Origin of the sequence: Arthrobacter sp. TB 23 (genome assembly GCF_000294595.1) — a bacterium.
GTDB lineage: Bacteria > Actinomycetota > Actinomycetes > Actinomycetales > Micrococcaceae > Arthrobacter_D.
This window is the reverse complement of the sequence record NZ_ALPM01000041.1, coordinates 21,560-48,162: the sequence shown is the minus strand read 5'-3', so window position 1 is coordinate 48,162 and position 26,603 is coordinate 21,560. Positions and strand designations below refer to the sequence as shown.

Sequence of the window (26,603 nt, the reverse complement as noted above, 5' to 3'; positions counted from 1 at the left end):
ATGAAATTATGAGAATCGTGATCTAGCTTACTAGGCCTCGGACAGGAGTGCCAAAAACTCCGGTCAGGTGAATCGGTGGTCAATCTGGAGATTGGGGGTGGAAATCTTGACCCCCTATGTCCTGATTGACCCCACCGACGGTTCTAGGCGCCAAAGAGGCTACTTGTCACCCTTAAAGACGTCCTTGATGTTTTCACCGGCCTGCTTGGTGTGGGCCGACCCCTGATCGACCTGGCCGTCACGCGACAGGTCCTGGTTGTCAGTGGCATCACCGACGGCTTCCTTTGCCTTGCCGGTAAGTTCTTCGGCCTTGTTTTTCGCCTTATCAATGAAGCTCATGGACATCCTTCTCTCTTGGTAGGTGATAGCTCGATAGGTCAGCTCTCACAAAGTACCTACAGGAGTAGGACGTGCCGCTCCGAGAATCCTCACGGTAAAGTTCGCCGATCCGCTTGGAGACCCACGCCGAGCGGCGGAACCGCCAGCCCGAACACCTGCTTCAGGGCCAGCCGTGCCGCATGGTAGCCGCCCATTCCGTGGACTCCCGGCCCGGGCGGTGTCGACGCCGAACACAGGAACACACCATCCAGCGGCGTCCGCCAGGGAGCGGGAGACAACACCGGCCGCGCCAGCATCTGCGAAAGGGTCACTGCTCCTCCCCCGAAGTCGCCCCCCACATAGTTGGCGTTTGACGTAGCCAGCTCGGCCGCCGTCGTCGTGAACGAACTGACGACGACGTCGCGGAAGCCCGGTGCGAAGCGTTCGATCTGCGCGGTAATGGCATCGGCCATGTCATGGGTGGAACCACTGGGGACGTGGCAGTAGGTCCACAGGACATGTCGGCCCTTGGGGGCACGGGACGGGTCAAACAGCGACGGCTGGGAGAGCAGAACGTACGGGTTATCGGCGTGTTTACCGGCGGCCACCTGGGCTTCGGAGGCGACAATTTCGTCGCGGGTACCGCCCAGATGAACGGTTCCGGCGTGTGCAACATCCTCGTTGCTCCACGGCACTGGACCGGACAGGATGTATTCCACCTTGCAGGCGCCATCACCGAACCGGAATCGTTCGAGGGCTCGTTCGTAGCTGCGGGGAAGCCTGCCGTCCGCTAGCTCGAGCAGCCCGGGCGGGGCAACATCCAGCAGGACCAGCGGAACGCCCCTCAGTTCGGACAGGGACTGCACTGCGTGGTCGGCAACAATGTTCCCGCCGTGCGCCCGAATGTCATCGGCCATGGCGTTGGCGATTGACTGGGACCCACCCAGTGGGATTGGCCAGCCGCCGGCATGTGCCAGCGCGCCCAGAGTCAGTCCGGCTCCGGCAGCGGGGAGGGACGGCAGGGTGCCCACCGGGTGGGCCGCGACTCCGGTGAACAGTGCTGCGGCTGCGTCAGTGCTGAACCGCCGGTTCCAGAGCGGTGTCCCTTGATCGAGGGCGGCCAGGCCAAACCGCACCGCCGCAATGGGGTGGCGTGGCACCCGCAGCAGGTGATTCAGCGCTACATCGAGGGTGCCTTCGATGTTCCGTACGAGGGGCTCCATGAGCCTGCGGTAGGCGGGGCCGTCGCGCCCCAGCCCGTCGGTGGTACGCGCAAGGTCGCGGAACGCAACCCCGGCCCGACCGCCGTCGAGTGGGTGAGCGTAGGAAATATCCGGCACAGCGAAGTCGATTCGCCGCTGCAGTTCGAATTGGGAGAAGAACGGGGAGGCAAGAGCCATTGGATGCACGGCCGAACAGAGATCGTGCAGGTGGCCCGGCTCAAGTTCACCGGTGCGGGCTCCGCCGCCAATCGTCGTCGCTGCCTCGTAAACCGTGACGCTGAGGCCCGCGCGGGCAAGGACAACTGCTGCAGCAAGCCCGTTGGGGCCCGACCCGACTACTGCTGCGTCAGTCATCGCTGGGCCGCCGTCGCAACAGGGACCCGGTGCGGGTCTTGGCTGATGCGGTGAGCGATCGTACGGCTAACGGCAACGTGCGCCGCGCCTTGAGCGCTAGGGCAACCGCGCGGTAGCGAAGCGGGTCCAGGGGCACATCGTAGGTGGTCGGAACCTCGACGATGTTCTTGGAGAAGTTCCGTTTAAAGGTGGTTACGTTGCTGAGCTGTGGGTAGTTCTCGCTGACGATGCCAGTCAACCCACAGCTACGATTGCCTGCCGCTTTGAGCTCCTTGAAAGCGTGCCACAGGAGGAGATAGGGGGCGAATAACTTCCGGGCCGCCTGGGTACTCGCCGCGAAGTAGTACACCGAATAGCCACGGTACTCGGTGGTGATGAGCCAGCTGATCGCCTGACCGTCGAGGTAGGCGACCATGAGGCGGAGATGATCACCGAGTTGCTCCAGGAGTTGCTCGTAATAGGCTGACTCGAAACTGGTGAAGCCATCGCGGGCGGCGGTCTCTTCCAAGATGGGGAACAGTTCGGAGCTGAAGACAGCCGACCAGTCGGCTCGCTCGATGCTGCGGATCTCGACGCTGGCCCGTTCAGCCCGACGGATGCTGTTGCGTGCATTTGGTTTGAACGCCTTGTAGATTTCGGCTTCGCTGGGGGTGAGGTCAACGACGATCTCCCGCTCGTACCAGCCATGCTCGATTGGTCCGGTCGCCGGATCCTGCAGATGCTGGACCTGGAGCCGAACATAGAGGGGCTTGACGGCCGGGTCCGCCCCGAACTGCGCCCTGACGGTCTGCAGCAGGCGTGCTTCGGTGTCAGATGTGCGCTCGGTGAACCAGACTGGCCCATTCACCGCGACCAGCGACTTCCTGAACCGCCTGCTGCTCCAGAGGTAGCTGGCGACGGCGACCAGGGTGACGCCGTCGTAGTAGGCCCAGATGCCATAGGGAGTGCGCCCGCGGCTGGATTCGAATGCCGCCCACTGGGGGGTCTGTTCGAGCGGGATCAGCACTGCCGGGTGGGCCGACGACAGGGCTTCGAAGCCTTCCGTGCTGAGTTTCTCAAAGCGAAGGGCAACTGCGGTCACGGATGATCTTTCGGTTCAGGGGCGGGTCGGCTCAAGCGTACCCGAGTGCCGATTGATGCGACGTGGCGACGGCCGGATCGCCGATGGTCAGGTGCGTGATCGAAAGGGCCACCCTGGGGATCGTCAATGTCGAGGCGCCGTACGGGATCCTGACGGGGGTCGATAATGCCCTCAATCACGCGGTACATAATATATGCCGTTGCCAGCATATGTCCGATGACGGCCAGTAGGTAGTACGGCAAATCAATGTTGTTCTGCTGGTCGCCGCCGCTGGCCTCCCGCGCGAGGTACATCATCAGAGCCCACCAGTGGGCCGCTTCAAAGAGTTGCCAGGTCAGAAAGGTCCGCCACTTCGGATAGGCAAGCGCCACCAGTGGTACCAGCCAGAGCGCGTACTGGGGCGAGTATTCCTTGCCGGTCAGAATCAGCGCTCCCACCAGGAGCAGCGCCAGCTGGGCCAGTCGTGGCCGCCGGGGCGCCATCAGCGCAAGCGCAGCGATACCGACCCCGAGGAGGGTGAACGCCACGGCCGCCAGCACCGTGGTTGTGGCAGCACTCATTTCCCAGCCACCCACACGGGCGATCATCGAATTGTAGGCAAACCAGACTGATGAAGGTCCGGCCTCCGCGGTCAACGCCTCCGCGACGTGGGTTGTCCACCCCCGCGGGTCGTACAAAGCAAAGGGAAGATTGGCCGCCAACCAGGTTGCAGCCAGCACGATTCCCGTCAGTGCAGCGCCCCTGAAGAGGCGGGTGCGCCACGCCAGCAGTGAGACTGCGGCGAAGATCAGCAACGGGTAGCCTGCAGCGGCCGTGCCGAGACCGAGGAAGATTCCGGCCAGGACGAAGCTCCCACGCGCAAAACCCAACATTCCCAGCGCGGTAAACATCACCGCCCAGAGATCCCAGCCGAGGAACCCGGTCAACACAATCATTGGTGCGACGGCGACCATCGCCGCATCCCACGGCCGCCGGTTGGTCATTCGCACGGTCGCGTAGACGGTGACCAGCCACGCTGCAACCGCCAGCACCGAATGCAGGTCGTAATACCTCAACGTGCTTCCTGCGGGAACGAGGTGAGCGGTCACTCCCGCAAAGGCTCCCGTCAGCGCGGAGTGACCCAGCTGCAGGAAGGATGCCCCATCACCGAGATCCGCAAAGGCGTCGGGCCACTGCGAATGGCAGGCCATGTAATAGCGGTCCGGGCCCAACCATCCCTCGACCCGGCAGGGGTTCCTAATCAGAGCGGCAAGCACCGCCGCCGTCGTCGTCAGCAGGATCAGCACGCGTTCCACCGTGAATGTCCCGGGATCAATCGTGCCCGGGCTGGTCTTCCGGCCCAGCGGGCCACCGATCAGTTCAGTGAATTCCCGCAACAGTGCATCGGCACGCGACGGCGCCGAGATGCGCACCGGCCGCCGCCGGGACTGACCGGTTCCCATGCCTGAAGCCTACCGATCAAGTACGTCATTCACAGCGAATTTGGCCTATCTATCAGGATGCTGGAATGCTTCGGGAAGATCGGGTGTTAGGAATAAGAAGTAGACTGGATTAGCTGTTCGATCTGTTACGGGAGAAATCCGGCGGGTCGGCATAAGAAGTGATTCAAGAGGAGAACAGTGGGAACTAACCCCATTAGGGTGGCAATCGTTGGTGTCGGCAACTGCGCGGCGTCACTGGTGCAGGGCGTACGTTATTACCAGGATGCGGACGCTACGGCGTCGATACCAGGCCTGATGCACGTCGAATTCGGTAAGTACCACGTCAATGACGTTGAGTTCGTTGCCGCATTCGACGTCGATGGCAAGAAGGTGGGGCTGGACCTCGCCGACGCCATCGGTGCCAGCGAGAACAACACCATCAAGATCGCCGATGTACCGACGACCGGCATCAAGGTACAGCGGGGCCACACCCTCGATGGTCTGGGCAAGTACTACCGCGAGACCATCGTGGAATCCGACGCGGAGCCAGTCGACATCGTCGCCGAGCTCAAGGCCAACAAGGTCGACGTCATGGTTTGCTACCTGCCCGTCGGGTCCGAAGACGCGGCACGGTTCTACGCACAGTGCGCCATCGACGCGAAGGTGGCCTTTGTCAACGCGCTGCCCGTCTTCATTGCCGGCACCAAGGAGTGGGCTGACAAGTTCACTGCCGCCGGTGTTCCCATCGTTGGCGACGACATCAAGAGCCAGATCGGTGCAACGATCACCCACCGTGTGATGGCAAAGCTCTTCGAGGACCGGGGCGTCACCCTGGACCGCACGTACCAGCTCAATGTCGGCGGCAACATGGACTTCAAGAACATGCTGGAACGCGACCGGTTGGAGTCCAAGAAAGTTTCCAAGACACAGGCTGTCACGTCCAATGTGCAGGCTGATCTGGGCGAGCGGAACGTCCACATCGGTCCGTCCGACTACGTAGCCTGGCTGGATGACCGCAAATGGGCGTTCGTCCGTCTCGAAGGACGCAACTTTGGCGACGCGCCCGTCTCCCTGGAGTACAAGCTCGAGGTATGGGATTCGCCGAACTCTGCCGGTGTGATCATCGACGCCATCCGTGCGGCGAAGATCGCCCTCGATCGCGGGATTGGTGGTCCACTGCTTTCGGCGTCGAGCTACTTCATGAAGTCGCCACCGGAACAGTACGCCGACGATATCGCCCACGAGAAGGTTGAAGCCTTCATCCGTGGAGAGCTTGACCGCTAGCCTGCGGGTCTAGCTACCGCAGCCTTCGACCGCCTGCGTGGGCGCGGTGGACCTGTGGGGTGGTAATTTTCCGCCCCATGCCCACCGCGCCCACGGGCGTCCGGTGGCTGCGCGCCGCCAGGGCACACCACAAGATGGGCGCCGCGAGGGCCCGTGACCTAGAACAGGCCGACCGCGCCGCCGTCGTCGTCGACGTCCATGCGCATCGCGGCCGGTTCCTTCGGCAGCCCCGGCATCGTCATGACCGTGCCGGTCAGCGCCACAATGAATCCGGCACCGGTCTTGGTGATCAGATCGCGGACGTGCACCGTGAATCCCTTCGGGGCTCCGAGCATCGCAGGATCATCGGAGAAGGAGTACTGGGTCTTCGCCATGCAGACCGGCAGCCCACCCCAACCGTTGGCTTCGATCTCTGCCAGCCTCCGCAGCGCCGGCACTGAGAAGTCGACGCCGTCAGCCCCATAGATTTCCTGCACGATGGTCCTGATTTTTTCCTCCACCGAAAGCTCAAGCGGGTACAGGTGACGGAAGCTCTGCGGCCCTGCCAAAGCGGTCAGCACCTTCGCCGCGAGTTCGTCCCCGCCGGATCCACCGCCGCCCTGTCCCCAGACATCAGCCACAGCGGCTTCGATTCCTTCAGCAGCGCACCACTCGAGTAGCCAGTCCAACTCTTCTTCGGGGTCGGTTGCGAACCGGTTGATTGCCACCACCGGGGTAATACCGAACTTCTCCACGTTGTGGACATGGCGGCGCAGGTTGGCGACCCCCGACTCCAGTGCGGCCGGATCAGGCTTCCGCAGATCGGTCTTGGCCACACCGCCGTGCATCTTCAGGGCACGGATGGTGGCGACGATGACGACGGCGGCCGGCGCCACGTCCGCGTACCGCGCCTTGATGTCCATGAACTTCTCGGCACCCAGATCGGCTCCAAACCCAGCCTCAGTGACCACGATGTCGGCAAGTTGGCGGGCAGTGCTCGTGGCGATGACCGAGTTGCAGCCGTGTGCGATGTTGGCGAACGGGCCACCGTGGACGAGGGCGGGCGTACCGGCAATGCTCTGGACGAGGTTCGGTTTAATCGCATCCCGCAGGAGCAGGGTCAACGCGCCCTCCACGCCCAGATCCCCCACCGTCACTGGTTTACGGTCGAAGGTGTAACCGAACGTGATTTTCGCCAGCCGGTGCTTGAGGTCCTGCAGATCCGAGGCGAGACAGAACACCGCCATAATCTCTGACGCAACCGTGATGTCGAAGCCGTCCTGTCGGGGGGTGCCCTGTGTTGGCCCACCCAATCCAATCACCACCTCGCGCAGGGCCCTGTCATTCATGTCCAGGACCCGCTTGAAGGTGATCCGTCGCGGGTCGATGTTCAGCTGGTTGCCCTGGTAAATATGGTTGTCCACCAGCGCCATCAATGCGTTGTTGGCGCTGGTGACCGCGTGGAAGTCACCAGTGAAGTGCAGGTTGATGTCCTCCATCGGTAGGACCTGCGAATAGCCGCCCCCGGTGGCGCCGCCCTTCATGCCCAGGATCGGCCCGAGGGATGGTTCCCGCAAAGCGATCATGACATTACGTCCGCTTCGTGCCAAAGAGTCCGCCAGGCCAACCGTGCAGGTCGACTTTCCTTCACCGGCGGGCGTGGGGCTCATTGCGGTCACCAGAACCACTTTGCCGGCGGGCTTCCCGGGGTTTGGAAGCAGCTTTGCCGTATCGATCTTGGCCTTGTACCGACCGTAGTGTTCGAGTGCTGCGGCCGGTATGCCAGCTTTGGCAGCAATGTCGTCTATGGGTTGGATGGCTGCGTTACGGGCGACTTCCAGGTCGCTCGTTGGGGTGGGCAAAGACTTCATTGTCAACAGTCCTCTGGGCTTGTGGCGCGTCGGGAGTGAGTCCCATAAGGTGCCGCGGGTCTGGGCACAGCGTCAAATCTACCAGCGGCATCCGCGATTCAGCTGAGCCCGGACCGCCGCAACAGGTAGGCGATCATGGGTTCGTAGAGCCCTGGGGACACGTTGTCGTCAAGGGGAACCGCTACCTTGAGTTGCCCCTCTGCCTCGGAGACGAACAATCCCGGGTCGTTGCAGTCGGCGAACCCCACCGCTGGGATTCCTGCGCTGGCGGCGAACCCAGCCCAGCCGTGGTCGGCCACCACCAGGTCAGGGGTTGGCTCGCCGAGTTCCGCGAGCAGTTCGAGGCTAAGCTGCATTGGTTCCGGCGAGTGAGTGTGCGCCAGCCCGCCGTGCTGATGCCAGACCAGGACCCCGAAAAGTTGCCGGATGTCACCCTGCCTGAACTGTTGCCCCTCGGGTACCTCGACCACCGTTGCCCCGGCCCGGCGGGCCGCAGCGGCCAGGGCCGCATGCACCGGGAGCAGGCCTGCAGGGTGCCCGGTTGCGAAGAGGATGCGATGCCTGGCCGCCACAGCGGCTCCGAAAACGGACCCAAACCGGTCCAGCGCGGCCACGCACCGGGCCGAGTCGATGGTGTCCTGCCCCGTCACGTGGTTACGGTTCGGGCTGATCCCTACCCGGTCACTCATCAGGTCGAAAACCTCATCGAAGTTCCATGGGCGGGTGGTGCGGACACCAAACTCGAGGTGTTCGCTGCCCTCGAGGAATAGCTGCATGTGCCGCAGATTGTCTTCACGCGGGGTGGCTACCGCTCCAGTGATTTGGACAGAGTCAAGGTAGGCAGCAAGTTCGGTGGAGTTCACAGAACCATCCTAGGTGAACTCGTTTGCGGGCGAACGCCGCCGGGACTATCAGCGCGCTGCGGCTTCTTCGAACCGCTCGACGGCGGTGCGGTAGCTTTGCGCTGTCAGGAGCGCGGTACGCTGCCACCCGAAAGCAAGGGCGTGAATAGCGGCGCCCCTGCCAAGTGACGCGCGGGTCGCGGCGTCGTCGTACATGGTTTCAAGTGCAGCTGACCACAGCTCAGGGGTGTGACCGTTGACCAGGGTGCCGGTCCGGCCGTCGCTGATGGCCTGCGGCAGGCCTCCCACATTGGCGGCTAGCACCGGGGTGCCGCACGCCTGCGCCTCGAGCGCCACCAGCCCGAATGATTCAGTGAAGGAGGGCATCGCCACGAGGTCCGCCGCTCGGAACCAATGGGCCAGCTGGTTCGCCTGGACTGGCGGGTAGAGTCTCACCCTGTCCTGGAGCCCGACGTCGTCAATGAGGGGCTGCAACCGCAGTGCCTCCGCGCCGCTGCCCGAGCCCAGAATGCTGAGCTGCAACGGGATGTCCGGGCGACGTGCCGCGAGGTCGGCGGCGGCCGCGACCAGCACCTGCGGTCCCTTCAGTTTCTGGATTCGTCCCGCGAATACCACGTGAAAAGCGTCAGGCGCGAAATTGAGGGATGCCCGGGATTCGGTGCGTGACTCGGGGTTGAACGTCTCAAGATCAACGCCGGGCGCCACGATGTCCACTCTTTCGGGTGCAGCACCGTACAGGGATTCCAGCTCGGCTGCCTCGGTGGAAGTGTTGGCGATCAGGCGGGAGGCGCCATCGACAATTGCCTGTTCCCCGGCAACCCGGACATCCGGCTCCGGTGTACCACCAGCGTGCAGGCGAATGTTCTTGACGCGTGCCATGGTGTGCATCGAGTGCACCAGGGGAAGGTTGAGACTGGCCCCGACGGTAAGACCGACACTTCCGGAAACCCAGTAGTGGGAGTGGATGACGTCGAAGTGGCCATCCGCCAGGAGGTCGGTCACCTCGGCGATAGCATCGGTGAACGATTCGGACAGGCCCGGCAGTTGTTCCTTGGGAACCTTACGCTGCGGTCCCGCCCGAAGGTGTCTGACGATGACCCCCGGCGCGAATTCCTCGGAGTGCGGTTGCCCTTCGGAGGCTGCACGGGTGAAGATTTCGACGTCAATTCCGACACGAGCCAATTCCAGGGCCAGGGAACGCACATAAACATTCATTCCACCGGCGTCGCCAGCCCCCGGCTGATCCAGCGGGGAGGTGTGCAGGGAGAGCATCGCCACACGCTTTACCGGAGGCATAAGATCTCCTCTCCCCTGATTGCTCTCGAACTTGTCGAGCGCTTGAATTGTCTGACGTTTTGCCGCCGCTACTGACCATATAACGTGCCGTGCAGGCTGCACATTCCGTGTCATGCTGCAGAGTGCCGAATATTCGCGCGCGTTAAAGGCGGAAGCCCGCGCTGGGAAGCGCGGGCTTCTCGATTGGTGGGACTAATGACTTGCATCAGATCCTCCTTCGCGGGTGGTCAACAAGGTCAGAACCGGGCCATTCGCAGCGTGGATGAACCAGCTACTTGACGTACATGGTGTGCTGCGGCAGGACAAGACGGTCAACCGTGTCCCTCGCGACAGGCGGGGGTGGCTCGGGTATTCGTTTCCACAGGGACACACTGTCCCTGAGCTTCTTCAACATGATTTGCACCTCCTCTCGAGAGGCATAGTTGGGCATGACTGTGATTGGCGAATCGGGTATACCAGTTTCCGGATCCCCGGTGGCGGTGAAATTGCCAGCCATGATGAATTCGCCATGCGCCCGGATGGGGTTGCCGGGGGTAACTGGTGAGACGGCAGGGGAAGTGGAACTGGTCAGCAAAGTGGACACAGGGGTCTCCTGAATTTGATGGTGCAAAGGGAATCCTCAATCGAGGAGGGCGGGCAAACAGCGCACGCAGCAGGGCGGCGGAAACCGCCTGAGCATCAAAAGGGATACCGAAAATGGGTCGCCTCCCGCCAGGTGGGAGGGCGACCGAATCAGCAGCTAGCTAATGCGCAGCAACGGAGGCCGGACTGGTGTACGCGGTAAACGATCGGCGTAGCTTTGTATTCACAGTTCCCACCTCCCTTTCATCTAGTGCGCCAATAGAGACAGTGCCGAAATTCATCAAGCGATCACTCGATTGAGAACTCCCAATGGCACAAATCAAAAGTACCGCACGGGACGGTGATCGCCTAGGCTTTTGACTGACAATTCTCAAATGTTTTGCCCACCCCGGAACTTTCAGGGAGCCAGCCCCGTCTTCAGCCCGGTGGGCGCGTCCCGGGCTAGGCTGACAGCATCCTGCGACTGCAGGTCCTGACCAGTGAGATGGGGGCAGTCGTGGATAGGCTCCGAGAGCTCGACGGTCTGCGTGCCTTCGCGCTTTTCGGCATACTGACAGTGAATATCTGGTTCTTCGCCGACCCCTGGGCGTTCGCCGGAGACATCAGCCCCGACCATTCGTCGCCGGCGGACATTGCAGTCCGGTTCCTCGTGACGATGCTGTTTGAAGGCAAGTTCTACATACTGTTCGCGTTTCTCTTCGGGTACGGCTTCGCCCTGCAGGAGCGGGCCGCCGCCCGGGCGGGAGTGCCATTGGGGCCTCGCATGCTGCGCCGTTTGGCGGGGCTCGCGATGCTCGGGCTGGCTCATGGCTTCCTGCTGTTTTTCGGCGACATCCTGTTGACCTATGCAGTGATGGGGGTGGTGCTGTTCAGTTTGCGGACCATCCGAGCGCGGATGTCCGTCCTGATCGCGGCCGGTATTACCGTGGGCATGTCACTGCTGTTGACCCTGGTGGGAGCCTTCGTCGCTACTGTCAACAATCCAGTCGACGACGGCGTGATCCCCGCCCCGAGCGTTGCGGCCCTCACGGAAAGTCCGGGATCAGCCCTGGCAGCGAATGTGGAAAACTATCTCATCGCCCTTCCCTCAGTGATGCTTTTCCAGGGGCCCCTGTCCCTGGCGATGTTCCTTCTGGGTCTCGCCGCCGCCCGGAAAGGGATACTTGAGCGACCCCTGAGCAGTTCAACGCTGCGCCGGATTGCCATCGTCTGTCTGCCGATTGGGCTGCTCGCCGCTGGGGCCCAGTCCGCCTTGCTGTATTACGCCGACCACGACCGCTTTTCTCTTGTATCGACCGGCATCACCACGTTGACCGCGCCCCTCCAGACGGCCGGGTACGTGTGTTTGTTGTTGTTGGCTTTTCGTTCCCCGCCAGGACAAAACGTCCTGGGCGCGCTGGCTCCGGCGGGACGAATGGCGTTGACCAACTATCTGGGCCAGTCGCTGGTGCTCGTGATCGTGTTCACCGGTGTTGGGCTGGGGCTGACCAATGTCTTGCCGCCCGCCTGGGTGATGATGGTCGTCGTCGTCCTGTTTGGTGCCCAGGTGGTGCTGAGCCGACTTTGGTTATCGCGGTTTGGCATCGGCCCAATGGAGGCGCTGCTGAGACGCGTTACCTATTCGCCGCAGGAACGGCACCCTCCAGCCTGACAGGTTCACCCACCGGACGGCTTGAGTCGGGTGTCAGAGATTCCAGTGCACAATGGCGGGTGTCCGCTTATCCCATCCCAGTGCGCACACCGCCGCAGTACCGAGGACGAACCGTCGGCCCTGGCCGGGATCCATCTCCAGCCACCGCGCGGCGACCACCCGCAGGAAGTGCCCGTGCGCGACAAGCAAAACGTTACGGGCCGGGTGCGCGGAAGGATCCTGGTCTGCTGGGGTGCCGCAGCCGGCCTGGACCGTTGAGATGATCCGGTCAGCGCGCCCAGCAACCTGGGCGAGGGTTTCACCGTTCGGCACTCCGTCATTCCAGATCAGGTACCCGGGATTCTCCGCGCGAACCGTGGCGCTGTTGCGTCCTTCGTTGTCGCCGTAATCCCACTCGTGCGCATGCGGAAGAATCTCCGGATCAGGAAAGCCCGCCAAATGCGCGGTCCGGACCGCGCGCTGCAACGGTGAGGACAAAACAGCGTCGAACGTGATCCCTTTGAGGTGCCGTGCAGCGTCGACCGCCTGCTTTTCCCCGCTGGCGGTCAAGGGAAGGTCGGTGAGGCCCGTGTAGTTGCCGTCCCGGGACCACTCGGTTTCCCCGTGCCGCATCAGCCAGAGGTGCGGTAGTGGAGTTCCTGCTGGTGTCAGGTCTGGTGAGGCTGCGCCGGAGAGGCTCATGGTGTCGCCGACTCTGGTTGTGACGCCCACCAGGTGCGGAGCAACGCCTCGGCTTCTTCGGCCGACTGAGGTCCATGTTCCATTCGTTCCTCCAACAGGAATCGGTACGCCCGGCCAACCACCGGGCCGGGTTTGATGTTCAGTAGTCCCATGATCTGCGCTCCGTCGAGGTCCGGGCGAATGGATTCCAGTTCCTCCTGTTCGGCCAGCGCCTCGATTCGCGCTTCCAGGTCGTCGTAGGCGAAGGCCAACCGCTCTGCCTTACGCTGATTCCGGGTGGTGACGTCCGAACGCGTCAGCCGGTGCAGCCGTTCCAGCAGACTCCCCGCATCGTTGACGTACCGGCGCACCGCGGAGTCGGACCAACCGGCCTCCCCGTAGCCGTAGAACCGCATGTGCAGCTCCACCAGCCGCGACACAGCCTTGATCGAGTCGTTGTCGAAACGCAGGGCTTTCATCCGTTTTGCGGTGAGCTTGGATCCCACCATGTCATGGTGCCGGAAGCTGACCGCCCCGGAGGGCTCAAATTTACGGGTGGCGGGTTTGCCGACGTCGTGCATCAACGCAGCAAACCGCAGCACGAAGTCAGGCCCGGGGACGGCCCCGTCGGCGCCCGTCTCCAGGCGGCAGGCTTGCTCGAGCACAGTCAACGAGTGCTGGTAGACATCCTTGTGACGGTGATGCTCATCGATTTCCAGACGCAACGCCGCCACCTCGGGAAGCACGTAGTCGGCCAACCCGCTTTCCACCATCAGGTCAATGCCCCGTTGAGGTGCGTCCCCCAGGACCAGTTTCACCAGTTCGTCGCGGACCCGCTCGGCGGAGATGATGGTGATGCGTTGGGCCATGGAAGCCATCGCCTCGGACACTTCAGGGGCCACCTCGACCCCCAGTTGGGAGGCGAAGCGTGCGGCCCGCATCATGCGCAGGGGGTCATCCGAGAACGACGACGACGCTGCCCCGGGGGTCCGCAGCACCCCCGCCTTCAGGTCCCGGAGGCCCCCATAGGGATCCACCAGCTCCATCGATGGAAGCCGGAGCGCCATGGAGTTGATGGTGAAGTCACGGCGCAGCAGATCATCCTCCAGAGTGTCCCCGAAAGCGACAACCGGTTTACGGGACGCGGGGTCGTAAGCCTCCGCCCGATAGGTGGTCACCTCGATCATGAAGCCGCCCTTACGGAGTCCGATAGTGCCGAAATCTCTGCCGATCTCCCAGTAGGAATCGGCCCACCCGCGGATGACATTCAGGGTCTGGTCCGGTGTGGCGTTACTGGTGAAGTCGAGATCCGGGGAGGTGCGGTGCAGGAAGAGGTCGCGGACAGGCCCGCCCACCAGCGACAGTTCATGTCCGGCGGCAACGAAGAGCCGTCCCAATTCGGTAACAACCGGGGGGAGCGGAGCGGTAAGGGTTGAGTTGTCTAACAGGTGCACCATAGTGCTTAAAGGGTGCCAGATGCCACGGCAAATTCCACTATGGGGGCGGCCGGGGCCGGGGACGGCCGACACGCGGGTACCGGCCCAGCAGGACGGCGGAGCTTATGGATCGTCATCAACCGAAGCGAAAGATCGTTAGAGTGGACTGCATGGACCGTCCTGTTCCAAGCGCACCCAAGCGGACCCCGTTGACAGTGTCAATGGGCAGTGCTGGCGCGCCCCAGGTCCACCAGTCGCTGCCGACCGTCGAGGAAGTGTCAGCAGGCGGCATAGTGGTCGATACCTCCGATGACCAGCTCAACGTAGCGATCATTGCCCGGCTGAACCGTGGCGGCCGACTCGAGTGGTGCCTTCCGAAAGGTCATCCCGAAGGTAGAGAAAACAATTCCGAAGCTGCGGTGCGGGAAATCGAGGAAGAAACCGGCATCAAGGGCCGCATTCTTACTGCCTTGGGCAGTATCGATTACTGGTTCACCGTCAGTGGGCACCGCGTTCATAAAACAGTTCACCACTATCTCCTGATCTCCACTGGTGGCCGGCTCACCATCGAGAATGACCCGGACCACGAAGCAGTCGATGTGGCGTGGGTTCCCCTGGCTGAGCTGGGAAAGAAGCTGTCCTTCCCCAATGAGCGCCGCATCGCTGACCTGGCCCGGGAAGTCCTCCCGGACTACCTGTAAGTCCGCGTTATCGCCACGGGGCCAGTGGTGAGACGATAGACAACGATGTCGGACTCAAACACAGCCTCCCTCCCCGTGCAGGACGCTGGGGTACTGCCCAGCCGCCGCGCAATTCAATCTGGCGACACTGCTGCCACCTCAGCCGACGACGGCGCGCACTCTTCCACTGAAGCCCCGGATACAACAGCGCGCTCAAGCGCCATCATGGCGGCGGGAACCCTTGTGTCCCGAGTGCTCGGACTGGTCCGGGTGGCCCTCCTTGCGACGGCGCTCGGCGCCTCCGGCGGGGTGGTGGATGCATTCTCCATAGCCAATAGCCTGCCGAATTTCATCTATCTCATGGTTGCCGGCGGGGTGTTCAACGCCGTCCTGGTGCCGCAGATTATTAAAGCTACGCAAAACCCTGATCGGGGAGCCGACTTCATCAGTCGCCTCATTACCCTCGCTGTCATAGTCCTCCTGGTCCTGACTGCTTTGGTCACTCTCGCCGCACCCCTGATCATGACCCTGGTCACCGACTTTTCGGGTGAGCGTCTGGCGCTAGCCACCATTTTTGCGTATTGGTGCCTCCCACAGATTTTTTTCTATGGCCTCTACGCGATTATCGGTCAGGTCCTCAACGCCAATGGCTCCTTTGGCCCCTATATGTGGGCGCCGGTCGCAAACAATATCGTGTCAATTGCTGCGCTGGTGTCTTTCATTGTTTTGATGGGCTCGCAACTCGACAGCTCGCACACACCGGACTCGTGGACCTCGTCCCAGACACTGCTGCTCGCGGGAGGTACCACTCTCGGGATCATCATTCAGGCATTGGTTCTCTTCTGGCCGCTGAAGAGGCTCGGGCTGGGCCTCAAGCCAACATTCGGGTGGCGGGGGGTGGGATTGGGTCGCACCGGCAAACTGGCTTCCATCACCATCATCACCATGCTGGTAGGCAACGGCTTGTACCTGGTCAACATCCGTGTTGCCTCAATTGCCGCCGAAGCACGGCCGGACTATCTCGCCAGGGTGCCGCCGCAGCAGATTGCGGGACCCTTCAACCTTGACATCGGAACAATGGTGTACGTCCTGCCCCATTCCGTGATCGCCCTCTCTATCGCCACGGTGATGTTCAATCAGCTGGCGGCGGCCCACAGTCGCAACGATTTGGCCTTAATCAAGGAGACACTGTCACGTGGCCTTCGCATTATGGGGGTAGCAACAGTTTTCGGTGCGGCAGTTCTCCTGGCGCTGGCAGTACCACTGGGGATGCTGTTCTCGGGTGGGATCCGACCGGACGGAGCACTCAACGCCGTGCTCATTTCCCTGCTGGCCATCGGGGCACCTTTCCTCAGTGCCAACTTCTTCCTGAACCGGGTCTTCTACGCGGCCGAGGACGCCGTGACTCCGCTACGCATCCAGCTCATCCTCTCTGTAATCGGGGTGGCGTTGGCACTGATATCCGGGACTTTTGCGCCGGAATACATTGTCCCACTGCTGGCTGTCAGCTACTCGCTGGGCAACATCATCGCCGTCGTCGTCAGCCACACGTTCCTGGTGCGCAAGATCGGCTCTTACGGTGCGGGCCGCGTCTACGATGTCCATGTTCGGCTTGTCCTCGCCGGGATGGCGTCCGCTGCAGTTGGTACCGGGGCGCTCTGGCTTTTCGGTGGCTACAGCATCGAAGGCTTTGTCTGGCAATCGGTCCTGGCCGCCTTCAGCGTGCTCGCCGTTTGTGGCACGCTGATGGCGCTTGTCTACCTGCTCATGCTCAAGGTTCTGCGCATTAGGGAGCTGGATGACTTCCTGGCTCCCCTCTTGTCCCGATTCACTCGCACCAAGTGAACTCGGCACCGGCATGCGAGCCGAAAACCCGCGGATCCACGGTACTGACCGGTAGCATTGGTGGGAATCATCTGCAATTGACTTCACGCGCTGAACAGGATGCTGTTCGTCGCCCGAGAATCCATTCATTCCACGGGAGGAACACGTGCCACAACCAGTAGACGTCGGATCAGTATTGGGAGGCCGCTACAAGGTCACCGCCTACGTACTGGCTTCTGCTGACCGGGACCTCGTGCTCGACGGTATGGACCAGGTATTGAATCGGCCAGTCAGCATCCTGGTCGCTTCAGCTTCCAACGCCAGCCAAATAGCTGCTACCGCCCGTGAAGTGGCCACTGGTGAACGGGCGGGGAATATCCAGGTCCTTGATCTGGGCGTCACCGACGAGAGCACCTATCTGGTCACCAACCGTGCCTCCCCAGCCGACTTGTTGGATCTCGTTGTCCCTCAGGATGCACCGTTTGTCGAACCATTTTTCACCGATACTCTTGGATCGGAAATCTTCGGCGGGCCCCGCTCCACCGAACCCGAGACTTACGATGACGACGACGATTACGACTACTACGACGACGACCAGCCCGAAAAGAAGTCCCGCCTGCCGAAGGCCCGGCTGCCGAAGTTCGGCAAGGGTGCCGCGGCTGCTGGCGCTGCGGGTGTCACTGCGGGAGCCTCCGGCGCTGACGCTGCCACCCCCGCCTCAGCCAACCCGGCGTCCGCTTCGTCAGCGGTTCCTCCGCCGCCGGCATCTGCGCCCCGTGGCAGCGACCAGCCCAAGGTGTCCCTCTGGTCAGAAAGCGACTACGACGCCGATCCAAAGCGGACAGACGATTCCGGCCGGGCCGCGTCACACTTTCCTGCTGCAGCCGCCTCCGGTGGCGGAGCACCTGAAGATTACGACGAATACGACACAGCTGAGGACGATGACGAGGGTAACAACCCGAAGTACACCCGGGTCCTCGTCGGAGTGGTGCTCGCGATCATCCTGGTGACCGTCGTTGCCCTGGCCGTCAACCAGCTCAGCAACTACTTTTCGCCTGATCCCCTAGCGGGCGCCGAGACCACCACCGCCCAGGTGGAAGAGGAACCGACCGACGACGTCGCAACCACCCCTGCCGAAGGCCCTGAGGAAACTCCAGAACCAACGGTGGAAGCAGTTGAGCCAGTCCCCGCGAATGTGACACGCCTCGTCCCCGATAATGCAGAGTTGAACGCCGAAACTGACGCGGACCTTCCCCTGATTATCGATGGTAATCCTGGCAGTTTCTGGGGCTCCCTCGTCTTCGCGAACGAGACTTTTGGCGGCTTGGCCCAGAGCATGGCTCTTGTCGTCGAACTCGAAGAGGAGTCGACAATCAGCCAGATCCAGATCGAGCAACTCAACGGCTCCGGTGGCAGTTTCACTGTCCTCCTCAATGATGAGCCGACCCTCGACGGCGCAGATCAGATTGCGCAGAGCTCCTTCACCGGGCCGACTATCAACATCCCTGTCCCACCAGGCGCGGAGGGCGAGCCCGCCACCGCTCAGTACGTCATTGTCAACCTCACCCAGCTTCCGCGTTTGACCAACGTTCAGGCCATCTTCCCCTGGGGCGTCCGGATAGCGGAGATCAGCGTCTCCTAAACTTCACCTTTTGTTGAGCGGTGCGCTTCGCGGACGGAATAAGCTTGACCCTGACGCGGTTCTTATAAATGACCGCTCAGCCGGGCCCCAGGCTCCTGTAGTGGTGTCAACAAAGGAAGGTCTACCAAACCCGTGAGTATAGAAACCGGCACAACCGGAACCAGCAGCACCGATCCACAGAAGATCCACGATGTGATCATTGTGGGCTCAGGACCGGCCGGATACACAGCCGCCGTGTACACCGCCCGGGCGAATCTGGCGCCTCTGATGATTGCCAGTTCCGTCAAAGCCGGCGGTGAACTGATGAACACCACGGATGTGGAAAACTATCCCGGCTTCCCTGAAGGTGTCATGGGACCGGATCTGATGGAGCAGTTCGAAAAGCAGGCCGTACGGTTCGGCACAGAGATACTGTTCGAAGATGTGACGTCGCTTGAGCTCTCCGGCGCGGTCAAGACGGTCACCATCGGCACAGGTGAGACTTTCAGCGCGCGATCCATCATTGTGTCTACCGGTTCCGAGTATCGTGAACTCGGGCTTGAGGACGAGAAGCGTCTTTCAGGACACGGCGTCAGCTGGTGTGCAACCTGTGACGGGTTCTTCTTCAGGGACCAGGACATTGCAGTGATTGGCGGGGGTGACTCCGCAATGGAGGAAGCCCTTTTCCTGACGAAATTTGCTCGCTCCGTCACAGTGGTCCACAGGCGAGATTCGCTTCGTGCATCCAAGATCATGCAGGACCGGGCATTGAGCCACGAGAAGATCCGCTTCATCTGGAACTCCGAGGTTGTGGGGATCGACGGCGACTCCAAGGTAACGGGTTTGCGCCTGGCTAGCACTGTAGACGACTCAACCCAGCATCTCCCGGTCACCGGGGTTTTCGTTGCTATCGGCAACGACCCTAGGGTGGACCTGGTACGGGGAGTGCTCGAGCTAACGACAGAAGGCACCATCGCTGTCCAGGGCCGCACATCCAAGACCTCCATACCCGGGGTATTTGCCGCGGGCGACGTGATCGACCCTACCTACCGCCAAGCCATCACTGCCTCCGGTTCAGGATGTGTTGCGGCAATTGACGTAGAGCATTACCTCGCTGACCTCGGGGACTCGGTTGAGACGGCGGCGGAAGTACCAACACCGCCAGCCGAACAGGTCTCTGAAGATGCCCACGTATCCAGCACCACCCAAGGAGAGTAGCTATGACTGCAAGAGAAGTCACCGACGCGTCCTTCGACGCCGATGTATTGAAATCAACAAAGCCAGTGCTCGTCGACTTCTGGGCCGAATGGTGCGGACCGTGCCGTAAGCTGTCGCCTATTCTCGACGAAATTGCCGGAGAACATTCGGAAAAGGTTGATGTCGTCAAACTCAACGTCGATGATAATCCGGCTACCGCTGCGAAGTATGGAATCACTTCGATCCCGGCCGTCTATGTGTTCAAGGACGGCGTAGTTGCAGCACAATCCATCGGCGCTAAGCCAAAGCAGGTTTTGGAGCAGGAATTCGCTGACTTCCTGAAGTAGGAACCGTTTCGAGCCTGCACCTTTTTCCAGGGGCCATCACTTCTGTACGAAGTGGTGGCCCTTTTTTACGCCTGCTGACTGTTTCACGTGAAACTGAATTGGACCCCGGAGCCATAGCCTCATCTTGGCTGGACTTTCAGCTGAGGCAGGTTACGTGGTCGGCCTGCCATGGCCGACACTGGAGGACGCTGCGTGATAATCAATATGGTGCAGCCCGTAGGAAATGTACTTGCAGCAGCGAAGTAGACCGGCACCCTTCCACCCCATGACTTCTCGTAGCCAAAAGATGCTATCAACGGATCCGTGCTGCGCCGTCGCGCGAAATCTCACTCCGCGTCCCGAGGAGACAAACAGGGCCAGCATCGACCGGTCTCTTAGACCCGCGCGTGGCACTGGAACTAAACACCTCAGGCCCCGCCTTCTGCACAACATCTCCGGCCCCGCGGGGTGACATCTCCAACCTGACTCCGTGACCTTTCAGCTGACTGCTAGCTTCACTCAGGTCACCACAGATACTAGTCACGGCTCGGGATTCTTTGGTGGCGTCCACAATGTTCCACGTGAAACGTTCGGTTCTGTGGAAGGCCCCGTGTCATGCCGGCTAAGTGGATGCCAGCTGCCAGGATCCAGTCCGGTCCCGTGCATCGGAAAGGCGGGCCCACACGGGACGCCGGAAAGCGTCGTTGCTAGTGCAGCAAACGACCGGATACCCGTAGATCGACCTTTATAGCTAGCGCGGCGCCCTCAAGTGGACTGAATATTGCTAAATAACCGTCTTTTGGTGGAATACGGATGGATACTGACGCGGGGACGCTCAAGTCGAGTTCGCCGCTCTCCTAAGACTGCAAAGATCACGAAGGGACCGATGAGATCCGAGTATGTCTTCCCACGCGGGGTGGGAACCTCCGACCATGGAAAACTCGCTACCAGTCGTCCCTGAGTTGGTTCGTATTCGAAGTTGTGACCCAGCCTGCGCATGCCAGGCCGGAAGACACTTGTTCCACGTGAAACATCTTCTCTGCCAGCTACAGGCCAAATAGGAGTCAAAGGGGCGCCAGCTGCCAGAAATCGCCAGAAACCCTAGCCATGGTGGAACTCCCGCTAGCGTGGCGACCCCTGGTGTCGCTGATAGGCAACTTTCGGCCTGCGCGGCACCCAGTGCACCGGGTAGGTACAACAATCCCGTCAGGTGTGGGGAGAACCGCAGGGCAATATTAGGGACCCTTACGGCAGTTGTGTTTCCCCCCTGGGGAAGGACCCTCTAGGGCTTCTCGTCTAGACCTCACTTCTCGCTAGCTGCCGTCCACGTGAAACGTCGGAGGGGACGGTCGTTTCACGTGAAACGACACCGTGCGGCGCCTTAGTACTCCAGAGCGCTCAAAGCGAAGTGACCGGGAGTCAATTCAGAAACGCTAGACGCTGCATCAGGGCGGAAGAACTGTCGGCGAATGCGAACGCGGCCAGAGATGAGGCGTGAAGTTGTCGTATGACGGCCATTGCCCACTCTTCGGCTGGTTGTGGATCGAATTGGACTAGGGCAGCTTCGATCACAACAAGAACACCCTCATGTTCTGTGTCTCAGTCCGGGAGAGGCTGCCGAATGTGCAGCCTATCGGTGACTAAAGGACGGCTGTTTCACGTGAAACCGAAGATTCCTGCCCCGAAGCAGCAACGTTGTACAACAGCGCTCACAATAGGGGCAAAGTGCTACCGATTCGGCAAGGTTATGGACAGCACACGGCAACCATGGCTAATCTGACCTGTTTCACGTGAAACCTGCCGCCCTGCGGATCTAGGTATCCAGCCCGTCCATGAGGTTCATTGCACAAAAGGGGGCCTGTCGCGCCTGATATCTGAAAGTCCTGGCTACATTCCGGGGGCAAATTGGCACCGAAACACACAGAGTCTTGCCCCCCAGATGGAGATCTCTTGATTTTTTAACCCAATTCCCCAGGCACTACCCGAAACATCCAACTCTTTTGGGCAACCTTTACCGCCTTGCTGACATGTTTCACGTGAAACAGCGCATATCTAGCCCGGATATCTAGGCCTAGGAGGCCCCCGAGGTACCGAGAACTCCCATAATGCGGTTGAGGTCGTCGACGCTGGCGAATTCGATGCTGACCTTCCCCTTACGGGCGCCCAGGGTGATCTTGACGCTGGTGTCAAGACGGTCTGAGAGGGAGGATGCTAGATAATCCAACCGTTCATGCCGAGCTCCGGCGCGTGGCGTGTTCGGCTTCACCGGGCGGCGCAGCCCATCGTTCATTGAGACGAGCTCTTCCGTGGTGCGCACTGACAATCCCTCAGCGACGATCTTCTGAGCCAGCTTTTCCATCTCAACCTGATCGCCTAATCCAAGCAAGGCCCGAGCATGTCCGGCCGAGATAACGCCAGCAGCAAGGCGCCTCTGAACTAGCGGTGGCAACTTCAGCAGACGGAGGGTGTTCGATATTTGCGGGCGCGAGCGACCAATGCGTTCTGCGAGTTCGTCATGAGAACAACCAAAATCGTCCAGCAATTGCTGATATGCTGCGGCTTCCTCAAGTGGATTAAGTTGACTACGGTGCAAGTTCTCCAGGAGGGCATCCCTGAGGAGATCGTCGTCGGTCGTCGAGCGGACGATTGCCGGCACCACTGCAAGGCCAGCTTCTCTGGTTGCGCGCCAGCGCCGTTCACCCATGACGAGCTCGTAGGGCTGTTCCCCACCCTCCGTCGAAGGGCGGACAACAATGGGCTGGAGCACTCCGATTTCGCGAATTGAGTTAACAAGTTCGGCCATCTCGTCGTCGTCAAAGACACTTCGAGGCTGTTTCCGATTCGCGTGGATGAGGTTCACGGGGATCTCGGCAAATGTCGCGCCAGGCACCGCGACCAAATTCGGGTCTGCTGGCTGCGGTGCTGTTTCACGTGAAACGTTCTCCGGAGTGCGGTCTGAATCCGCCTCTACAGAAGGGCTAGCGTCCTCCACCTCCACCACCTGATCTTCCAGCGGGCCGGAGGGTTCACCGACAGTGGGAATGTTTTCGGTCTTGAGATTAGACGAGGTGGGAGTAGACTCGACGACCGCGGGGGGCACCTCAACCGCTGTATCTTCTCCGGATTCCTCGGCTGCGCTTTCGCTGGCAACCCTTTTGGGAACCCGCGTGGCTTTCTTCACAGGCGTTCGTTTGGAGCCCCGGGTAGAGGCCGTAAGCGCATCCTTGTTGATTCCAGAAGCGGGTCGCTGTGAACGCGCAGACCCCGAGACGGAATCCTCCGCCTCCTCCCTGGGCGGTGCTGATGGGAAAAACAGATCAGCCGGCCGCCCGCTGCGTGGCGTCACAGAGTCTATCCCCGAGGTCTCTTCGTTCGACGGGGCGCTTGGAATGAGAGCTCCCAGTCCACGTCCCAATCCGCGTCGCTTTTCGGCCATGACCAGGTCCCTTCAAAAGTGCAGAGCAATCCGCATCGGGTGATTATTGATACCCACACTACTGCGGGAAGTGGTGAAACGGCTTGAGGCTAGCTATCCGCGCAGGGCGATTTCCGAAGCTGCTTCAAGGTAGGACAGAGCACCGCTCGAGGACGGGTCGTAAGTAATCACCGTCTGTTGGTAACTCGGCGCCTCAGAGATCCTGACCGAACGCGGTACGACGGCCTTCAAAACCTGCTTGGGAAAGTGCTCTCGCACCTCCGCAGCCACCTGCGCTGCAAGGTTTGTCCTACCGTCATACATTGTCAGCAGGATTGTAGATACCACTAACTCAGCATTGAGGTGCTTTTGGATCATCTCAATATTCTTCAGCAGTTGACTGAGACCCTCCAATGCATAATATTCGCACTGGATTGGTATCAGAACCTCCTTCGCGGCCACAAAGGCGTTTACCGTGAGGAGGCCCAGACTTGGGGGACAGTCAATAAAGACATAGTCCAACCGTTCGTCACCACGGTCTTCGCGCTCCTGAGAGTAGAGGTCAATGGCCCGCCGCAGGCGCTGCTCCCTGGCCACCAGCGATACCAGTTCGATCTCCGCGCCGGCAAGATGGATGGTTGCAGGAGCACAAAGGAGCTTCGGAACATCAGGACACGGGACTACGACTTCCCCGAGGGGGAGGTCATCGATGAGCACGTCATAGATACTGTCGACTTCTGCATGGTGCGGAATCCCCAGGGCCGTGGATGCATTGCCCTGAGGGTCGATATCGATGACCAGCACATTCAGGCCCGCTGCCGCGAGTGCTGCGGCAATGTTGACAGTGGTCGTGGTTTTCCCCACGCCACCTTTTTGATTGCTCACCGTCAACGTGCGGGTAGCACTAGGTTTGGGAAGGCTACGCCCGCTCAGTTTTTCCCTGCGACGGTTCTCGCTGGCCAACTCCCGTGCCAGGGGTGTGCTGTCGTCCATCGCGTCCATAACATTCCTTGGTGATGCGCTAGGGGTAATCGTTTGGGCAGGAACCGGTGCCGCCTGGGAACTGGACACCATAAAAGTGGTTTCACGTGAAACAATTCCCATATTTGCCGGATCAGCAAACACTTCTGGTTGTATTTCGCCAAGAGTGACAGCTAACTGCGACCCTGCTGATAGCAAGGATTGACTTCGCTTCGCAGCGTCTTTTGTTGTCACGCAGGATAACTCGCTTTCAGCATTCCGGGGTCGGTCCTACTTCTAGAGTACCGGTCACTGGCTCGAACGAACCTCGGGACAAGCGCTATTGGTGAAGATTCGAAGGGGCTGTAAGCAGACTACCCAATGGTGATACGGACGACCGTAGTTGGTTGGTCCAATACTCCGGCACCGACCTGTACTACAGAGGTATTCCGGCCACCAAGCTTCCGGATCAGTTTCGCGGCCTTTTTGACTTCCTCAGCAGCACTTTGTCCCTTGATCGCCAACACCTGACCGCTTCCAGCCAGAATGGGAATCGTCATTGTCGCAAGGCCCCCCAGCGCGGATACGGCCCGAGCAGTAACGACGGTTGCCGAGACCTTCCCTACAGCCTCCTCCGCGCGTCCGCGAAACACCTTGACATTGTCAAGACCTAGATCGGCGACTACCTCATTGAGCCAGGTGACACGACGCTCGAGTGGCTCGATAAGGGTGAAGGACAAGTCGGGGCGGGCGATAGCCAACGCTATGCCAGGCAATCCGGCACCGCTGCCGACATCTGCCACCACAGCCCCTGCTGGGAACAGTTCGGCAGTCACTGCGCAATTCAAGACGTGGCGGCTCCATAACCGTGGAACCTCTCGCGGTCCCAGCAGACCACGTTCAATACCGGTCGTCGCCAGATGCTCTACGAAGCGCTCAGCCAAGCCGAGGCGGTCACCGAAGATTGATCGGGCAGCTGCAAGTTCTGATTCACTAATTTCCACCATCAGGTATGCCTCGACTCCCGGATTCCTAGGAATCCGCCGGTGAGACAACGATATGCCGCCCGGACCCTTCACCTTCCGACTCGCTGATCGAGCCGAGCTCCGCGACCACATCATGAACGATCTTGCGCTCATATGCAGACATAGGCTCCAGGGCGACCTCCTCGCCCGATTCCTTGGCCTTGTTCACCGCATCCACCGCAATGGTGCGTAGCTCTTTGCCCCGCACCTCACGGAACCCGTCAATATCGAGCACCAGTCGTGACCGGTTGTCCGTCGATGTGAGAACCGAGAGCCGAGCCAGTTCCTGCAGAGCCTCCAACACCTCACCATCTTTTCCAACCAAACCGCTTAGTGCGCCACCGTCTGGATCCTCGGAGACGATAGAGATGTAGGTACGCCCGTTCCGAACCTCAATGTCGATATCTCCGTCGATATCGGCGATGTCCAGTAGCTCCTCCAGGTAATCCGCTGCAACATCACCCTCATCCTCGAGCCGACTGATAGTTGCCGATGAATCACCGGCCTCGCCAACTGAGTCGACCACTTCTTCCACGCCGTCCGCCGGTGCACTCTCAGCTGTCATTTTTTCTTCCTGTTCTTACGCTGGGGCTGTGTGCGCTGACCCTTGGTCTCAATGACCTCTTCAGACGCTGGATCGGCGTTCTTCTCGCCAAGCAGGGGGGTCATCGGAAGCCCCTTCTTCGCACGTCGTTCGGCAAGCGCCTTCGCCGCAGGCGACCCTGGAGTGGGCATTTTTCGGATCACATAGAACTGCTGAGCCATCGTCCAGATGTTGGTCGTGGTCCAGTAAATAAGCACGCCAATCGGAAAGTTGATACCGCCAATACCAAACACCAAAGGCAGGATGTACAGCATGAGCTTTTGCTGACGCATAAAGGGGCTTTGCATTGCCTCTTCAGACATGTTCTTCGCCATGATCTGTTTCTGCGTTATGAACTGTGACCCGGTCATCGCCAGGATCATGATCACCGACAGAATGATCACGCTGACGTTCGCGTTGTCCCCAAAGCTGCCCAGGAACGTGGACGAAAGAGGTGCGCCGAATATTGATGCGTCATCGAACTGCCGGACTTCTTCGGTGGTCATGGCACCGATTGTCTCCCCAGTCTCGGATGCCTTGGACACACCGTTGAGCACCGTGAAAAGTGCAAAGAAGAACGGCATCTGGATCAGGATGGGGAGACAGGCCGCGAACGGGTTGGTGCCATGCTTCTTATACAGCGCCATCTGCTCTTGGGTCATCGCCTGCCGCGACAGCTGGTCTGTCTTACCCTTGTATTTCTTCTGCAGTTTCCTCAGATCAGGCTGGAGTGCCTGCATGCCGCGCTGAGCTTTAATCTGTTTGACGAAAACTGGGATGAGGGCCGCACGGATCACCACCACGAGACCCACGATGGACAGGGTCCAGGTCCAGCCAGACGCCGCGTCCATGCCGAGGAAGGTGAAGCCGTCGTGGAAGAACGTCATGATCCACGACACCAACCACTGGAACGGGAAGAGGATCGTATTGAAGAAGTCCATAGCTATTTGCTC

Annotated in this window: 22 protein-coding genes; 7 read left to right on the top strand and 15 right to left on the bottom strand. The window is 60.7% G+C overall.

What is annotated here, in order from left to right:
• Window positions 1-159: 159 nt before the first annotated feature.
• From B384_RS0105165 to B384_RS0105150, 4 genes are all read right to left on the bottom strand, one after another.
• On the bottom strand, window positions 160-339 hold the full coding sequence (locus B384_RS0105165) for a CsbD family protein (protein ID WP_019482073.1): 180 nt from the start codon (window positions 337-339) through the stop codon (window positions 160-162).
• A gap of 89 nt (window positions 340-428) precedes the next feature.
• The gene (locus tag B384_RS0105160) at window positions 429-1,895 is read right to left on the bottom strand and encodes a phytoene desaturase family protein (protein ID WP_019482072.1); all 1,467 of its coding nucleotides are present in this window, start codon (window positions 1,893-1,895) and stop codon (window positions 429-431) included.
• Window positions 1,888-2,976, bottom strand: coding sequence for a lipid II:glycine glycyltransferase FemX (locus tag B384_RS0105155; protein ID WP_019482071.1), 1,089 nt, complete (start codon window positions 2,974-2,976; stop codon window positions 1,888-1,890). Before B384_RS0105155 ends, B384_RS0105160 begins: the two co-directional genes overlap by 8 nt.
• Window positions 2,973-4,418 carry a glycosyltransferase family 87 protein gene (locus B384_RS0105150; RefSeq protein WP_019482070.1) on the bottom strand — a complete coding sequence of 482 codons (1,446 nt, stop codon included), beginning with the start codon at window positions 4,416-4,418 and terminating at the stop codon, window positions 2,973-2,975. Before B384_RS0105150 ends, B384_RS0105155 begins: the two co-directional genes overlap by 4 nt.
• A 177-nt stretch (window positions 4,419-4,595) precedes the next feature.
• Between B384_RS0105150 and B384_RS0105145 the strand changes: the two genes are divergently transcribed.
• Complete coding sequence (locus tag B384_RS0105145) at window positions 4,596-5,681, top strand: inositol-3-phosphate synthase (RefSeq protein ID WP_024475646.1); 1,086 nt, start codon at window positions 4,596-4,598, stop codon at window positions 5,679-5,681.
• A 158-nt stretch (window positions 5,682-5,839) separates the two neighbouring features.
• Here B384_RS0105145 and B384_RS0105140 read toward each other — a convergent pair whose 3' ends face one another.
• From B384_RS0105140 to B384_RS0105125, 4 genes are all read right to left on the bottom strand, one after another.
• Window positions 5,840-7,531 (bottom strand): formate--tetrahydrofolate ligase, encoded by a 1,692-nt coding sequence (locus B384_RS0105140; protein ID WP_019482068.1) that lies wholly within the window; start codon window positions 7,529-7,531, stop codon window positions 5,840-5,842.
• A 98-nt stretch (window positions 7,532-7,629) separates the two neighbouring features.
• Window positions 7,630-8,394 (bottom strand): phosphatase, encoded by a 765-nt coding sequence (locus tag B384_RS0105135; RefSeq protein ID WP_019482067.1) that lies wholly within the window; start codon window positions 8,392-8,394, stop codon window positions 7,630-7,632.
• A 48-nt stretch (window positions 8,395-8,442) separates the two neighbouring features.
• Window positions 8,443-9,690 carry a D-inositol-3-phosphate glycosyltransferase gene (mshA, locus tag B384_RS0105130; RefSeq protein WP_024475647.1) on the bottom strand — a complete coding sequence of 416 codons (1,248 nt, stop codon included), beginning with the start codon at window positions 9,688-9,690 and terminating at the stop codon, window positions 8,443-8,445.
• A 271-nt stretch (window positions 9,691-9,961) separates the two neighbouring features.
• Entirely contained in the window at window positions 9,962-10,273 is a 312-nt protein-coding gene (locus B384_RS0105125; RefSeq protein WP_019482065.1) for a hypothetical protein, read from the bottom strand.
• A 495-nt stretch (window positions 10,274-10,768) separates the two neighbouring features.
• On the opposite strand from B384_RS0105125, the gene B384_RS0105120 reads away from it, so the two are divergent.
• On the top strand, window positions 10,769-11,923 hold the full coding sequence (locus B384_RS0105120; protein WP_162148010.1) for a DUF418 domain-containing protein: 1,155 nt from the start codon (window positions 10,769-10,771) through the stop codon (window positions 11,921-11,923).
• 33 nt (window positions 11,924-11,956) lie between these two features.
• On the opposite strand, the gene B384_RS0105115 is transcribed toward B384_RS0105120, so the two are convergent.
• Window positions 11,957-12,604, bottom strand: a complete 648-nt coding sequence (locus B384_RS0105115) for a histidine phosphatase family protein (protein ID WP_050994851.1) — start codon at window positions 12,602-12,604, stop codon at window positions 11,957-11,959.
• Window positions 12,601-14,040: a CCA tRNA nucleotidyltransferase gene (locus B384_RS0105110; protein WP_019482062.1), complete on the bottom strand. Its 1,440-nt coding sequence runs from the start codon at window positions 14,038-14,040 to the stop codon at window positions 12,601-12,603. The genes B384_RS0105115 and B384_RS0105110 overlap by 4 nt, the downstream gene beginning before the upstream one ends.
• 149 nt (window positions 14,041-14,189) lie before the next feature.
• Here B384_RS0105110 and B384_RS0105105 point away from each other — a divergent pair, with 149 nt between their 5' ends.
• From B384_RS0105105 to trxA, 5 genes are all read left to right on the top strand, one after another.
• On the top strand, window positions 14,190-14,720 hold the full coding sequence (locus B384_RS0105105) for an NUDIX hydrolase (RefSeq protein WP_024475650.1): 531 nt from the start codon (window positions 14,190-14,192) through the stop codon (window positions 14,718-14,720).
• 45 nt (window positions 14,721-14,765) lie between these two features.
• The gene (gene murJ, locus B384_RS0105100; RefSeq protein WP_019482060.1) at window positions 14,766-16,544 is read left to right on the top strand and encodes a murein biosynthesis integral membrane protein MurJ; all 1,779 of its coding nucleotides are present in this window, start codon (window positions 14,766-14,768) and stop codon (window positions 16,542-16,544) included.
• Window positions 16,545-16,689: 145 nt separating this feature from the next.
• Window positions 16,690-18,165: a hypothetical protein gene (locus tag B384_RS0105095; protein WP_035766502.1), complete on the top strand. Its 1,476-nt coding sequence runs from the start codon at window positions 16,690-16,692 to the stop codon at window positions 18,163-18,165.
• 132 nt (window positions 18,166-18,297) lie between these two features.
• Window positions 18,298-19,362, top strand: a complete 1,065-nt coding sequence (gene trxB, locus B384_RS17810) for a thioredoxin-disulfide reductase (protein WP_019482058.1) — start codon at window positions 18,298-18,300, stop codon at window positions 19,360-19,362.
• Window positions 19,363-19,364: 2 nt separating this feature from the next.
• Window positions 19,365-19,688 (top strand): thioredoxin, encoded by a 324-nt coding sequence (gene trxA, locus B384_RS0105085; protein ID WP_019482057.1) that lies wholly within the window; start codon window positions 19,365-19,367, stop codon window positions 19,686-19,688.
• Window positions 19,689-21,738: 2,050 nt separating this feature from the next.
• Here the strand turns inward: trxA and B384_RS0105080 are convergent.
• The 5 genes from B384_RS0105080 to yidC all read right to left on the bottom strand — a co-directional run bounded on the left by B384_RS0105080 (window position 21,739) and on the right by yidC (window position 26,591).
• Entirely contained in the window at window positions 21,739-22,848 is a 1,110-nt protein-coding gene (locus B384_RS0105080; protein ID WP_019482056.1) for a ParB/RepB/Spo0J family partition protein, read from the bottom strand.
• A gap of 348 nt (window positions 22,849-23,196) precedes the next feature.
• The gene (locus B384_RS0105075) at window positions 23,197-24,156 is read right to left on the bottom strand and encodes a ParA family protein (protein WP_192813065.1); all 960 of its coding nucleotides are present in this window, start codon (window positions 24,154-24,156) and stop codon (window positions 23,197-23,199) included.
• Window positions 24,157-24,416: 260 nt separating this feature from the next.
• Window positions 24,417-25,049 carry a 16S rRNA (guanine(527)-N(7))-methyltransferase RsmG gene (rsmG, locus tag B384_RS0105070; RefSeq protein ID WP_019482054.1) on the bottom strand — a complete coding sequence of 211 codons (633 nt, stop codon included), beginning with the start codon at window positions 25,047-25,049 and terminating at the stop codon, window positions 24,417-24,419.
• Between the two features lie 25 nt (window positions 25,050-25,074).
• Window positions 25,075-25,632, bottom strand: coding sequence for a Jag family protein (locus B384_RS0105065; protein WP_019482053.1), 558 nt, complete (start codon window positions 25,630-25,632; stop codon window positions 25,075-25,077).
• Window positions 25,629-26,591 carry a membrane protein insertase YidC gene (yidC, locus tag B384_RS0105060; protein ID WP_019482052.1) on the bottom strand — a complete coding sequence of 321 codons (963 nt, stop codon included), beginning with the start codon at window positions 26,589-26,591 and terminating at the stop codon, window positions 25,629-25,631. Before yidC ends, B384_RS0105065 begins: the two co-directional genes overlap by 4 nt.
• Window positions 26,592-26,603 lie beyond the last annotated feature (12 nt).

Bases quoted from the DNA above. Each gene is read 5' to 3' on its own strand.
- B384_RS0105165 (WP_019482073.1), bottom strand. From the start codon at position 339: ATGAGCTTCATTGATAAGGCGAAAAACAAGGCCGAAGAACTTACCGGC.
- B384_RS0105160 (WP_019482072.1), bottom strand. From the start codon at position 1,895: ATGACTGACGCAGCAGTAGTCGGGTCGGGCCCCAACGGGCTTGCTGCA.
- B384_RS0105150 (WP_019482070.1), bottom strand. From the start codon at position 4,418: ATGGGAACCGGTCAGTCCCGGCGGCGGCCGGTGCGCATCTCGGCGCCG.
- B384_RS0105140 (WP_019482068.1), bottom strand. From the start codon at position 7,531: ATGAAGTCTTTGCCCACCCCAACGAGCGACCTGGAAGTCGCCCGTAAC.
- mshA (WP_024475647.1), bottom strand. From the start codon at position 9,690: ATGCCTCCGGTAAAGCGTGTGGCGATGCTCTCCCTGCACACCTCCCCG.
- B384_RS0105115 (WP_050994851.1), bottom strand. From the start codon at position 12,604: ATGAGCCTCTCCGGCGCAGCCTCACCAGACCTGACACCAGCAGGAACT.
- B384_RS0105110 (WP_019482062.1), bottom strand. From the start codon at position 14,040: ATGGTGCACCTGTTAGACAACTCAACCCTTACCGCTCCGCTCCCCCCG.
- B384_RS0105105 (WP_024475650.1), top strand. From the start codon at position 14,190: ATGGACCGTCCTGTTCCAAGCGCACCCAAGCGGACCCCGTTGACAGTG.
- murJ (WP_019482060.1), top strand. From the start codon at position 14,766: ATGTCGGACTCAAACACAGCCTCCCTCCCCGTGCAGGACGCTGGGGTA.
- trxA (WP_019482057.1), top strand. From the start codon at position 19,365: ATGACTGCAAGAGAAGTCACCGACGCGTCCTTCGACGCCGATGTATTG.
- B384_RS0105075 (WP_192813065.1), bottom strand. From the start codon at position 24,156: ATGGTGTCCAGTTCCCAGGCGGCACCGGTTCCTGCCCAAACGATTACC.
- rsmG (WP_019482054.1), bottom strand. From the start codon at position 25,049: ATGGTGGAAATTAGTGAATCAGAACTTGCAGCTGCCCGATCAATCTTC.
- B384_RS0105065 (WP_019482053.1), bottom strand. From the start codon at position 25,632: ATGACAGCTGAGAGTGCACCGGCGGACGGCGTGGAAGAAGTGGTCGAC.
- yidC (WP_019482052.1), bottom strand. From the start codon at position 26,591: ATGGACTTCTTCAATACGATCCTCTTCCCGTTCCAGTGGTTGGTGTCG.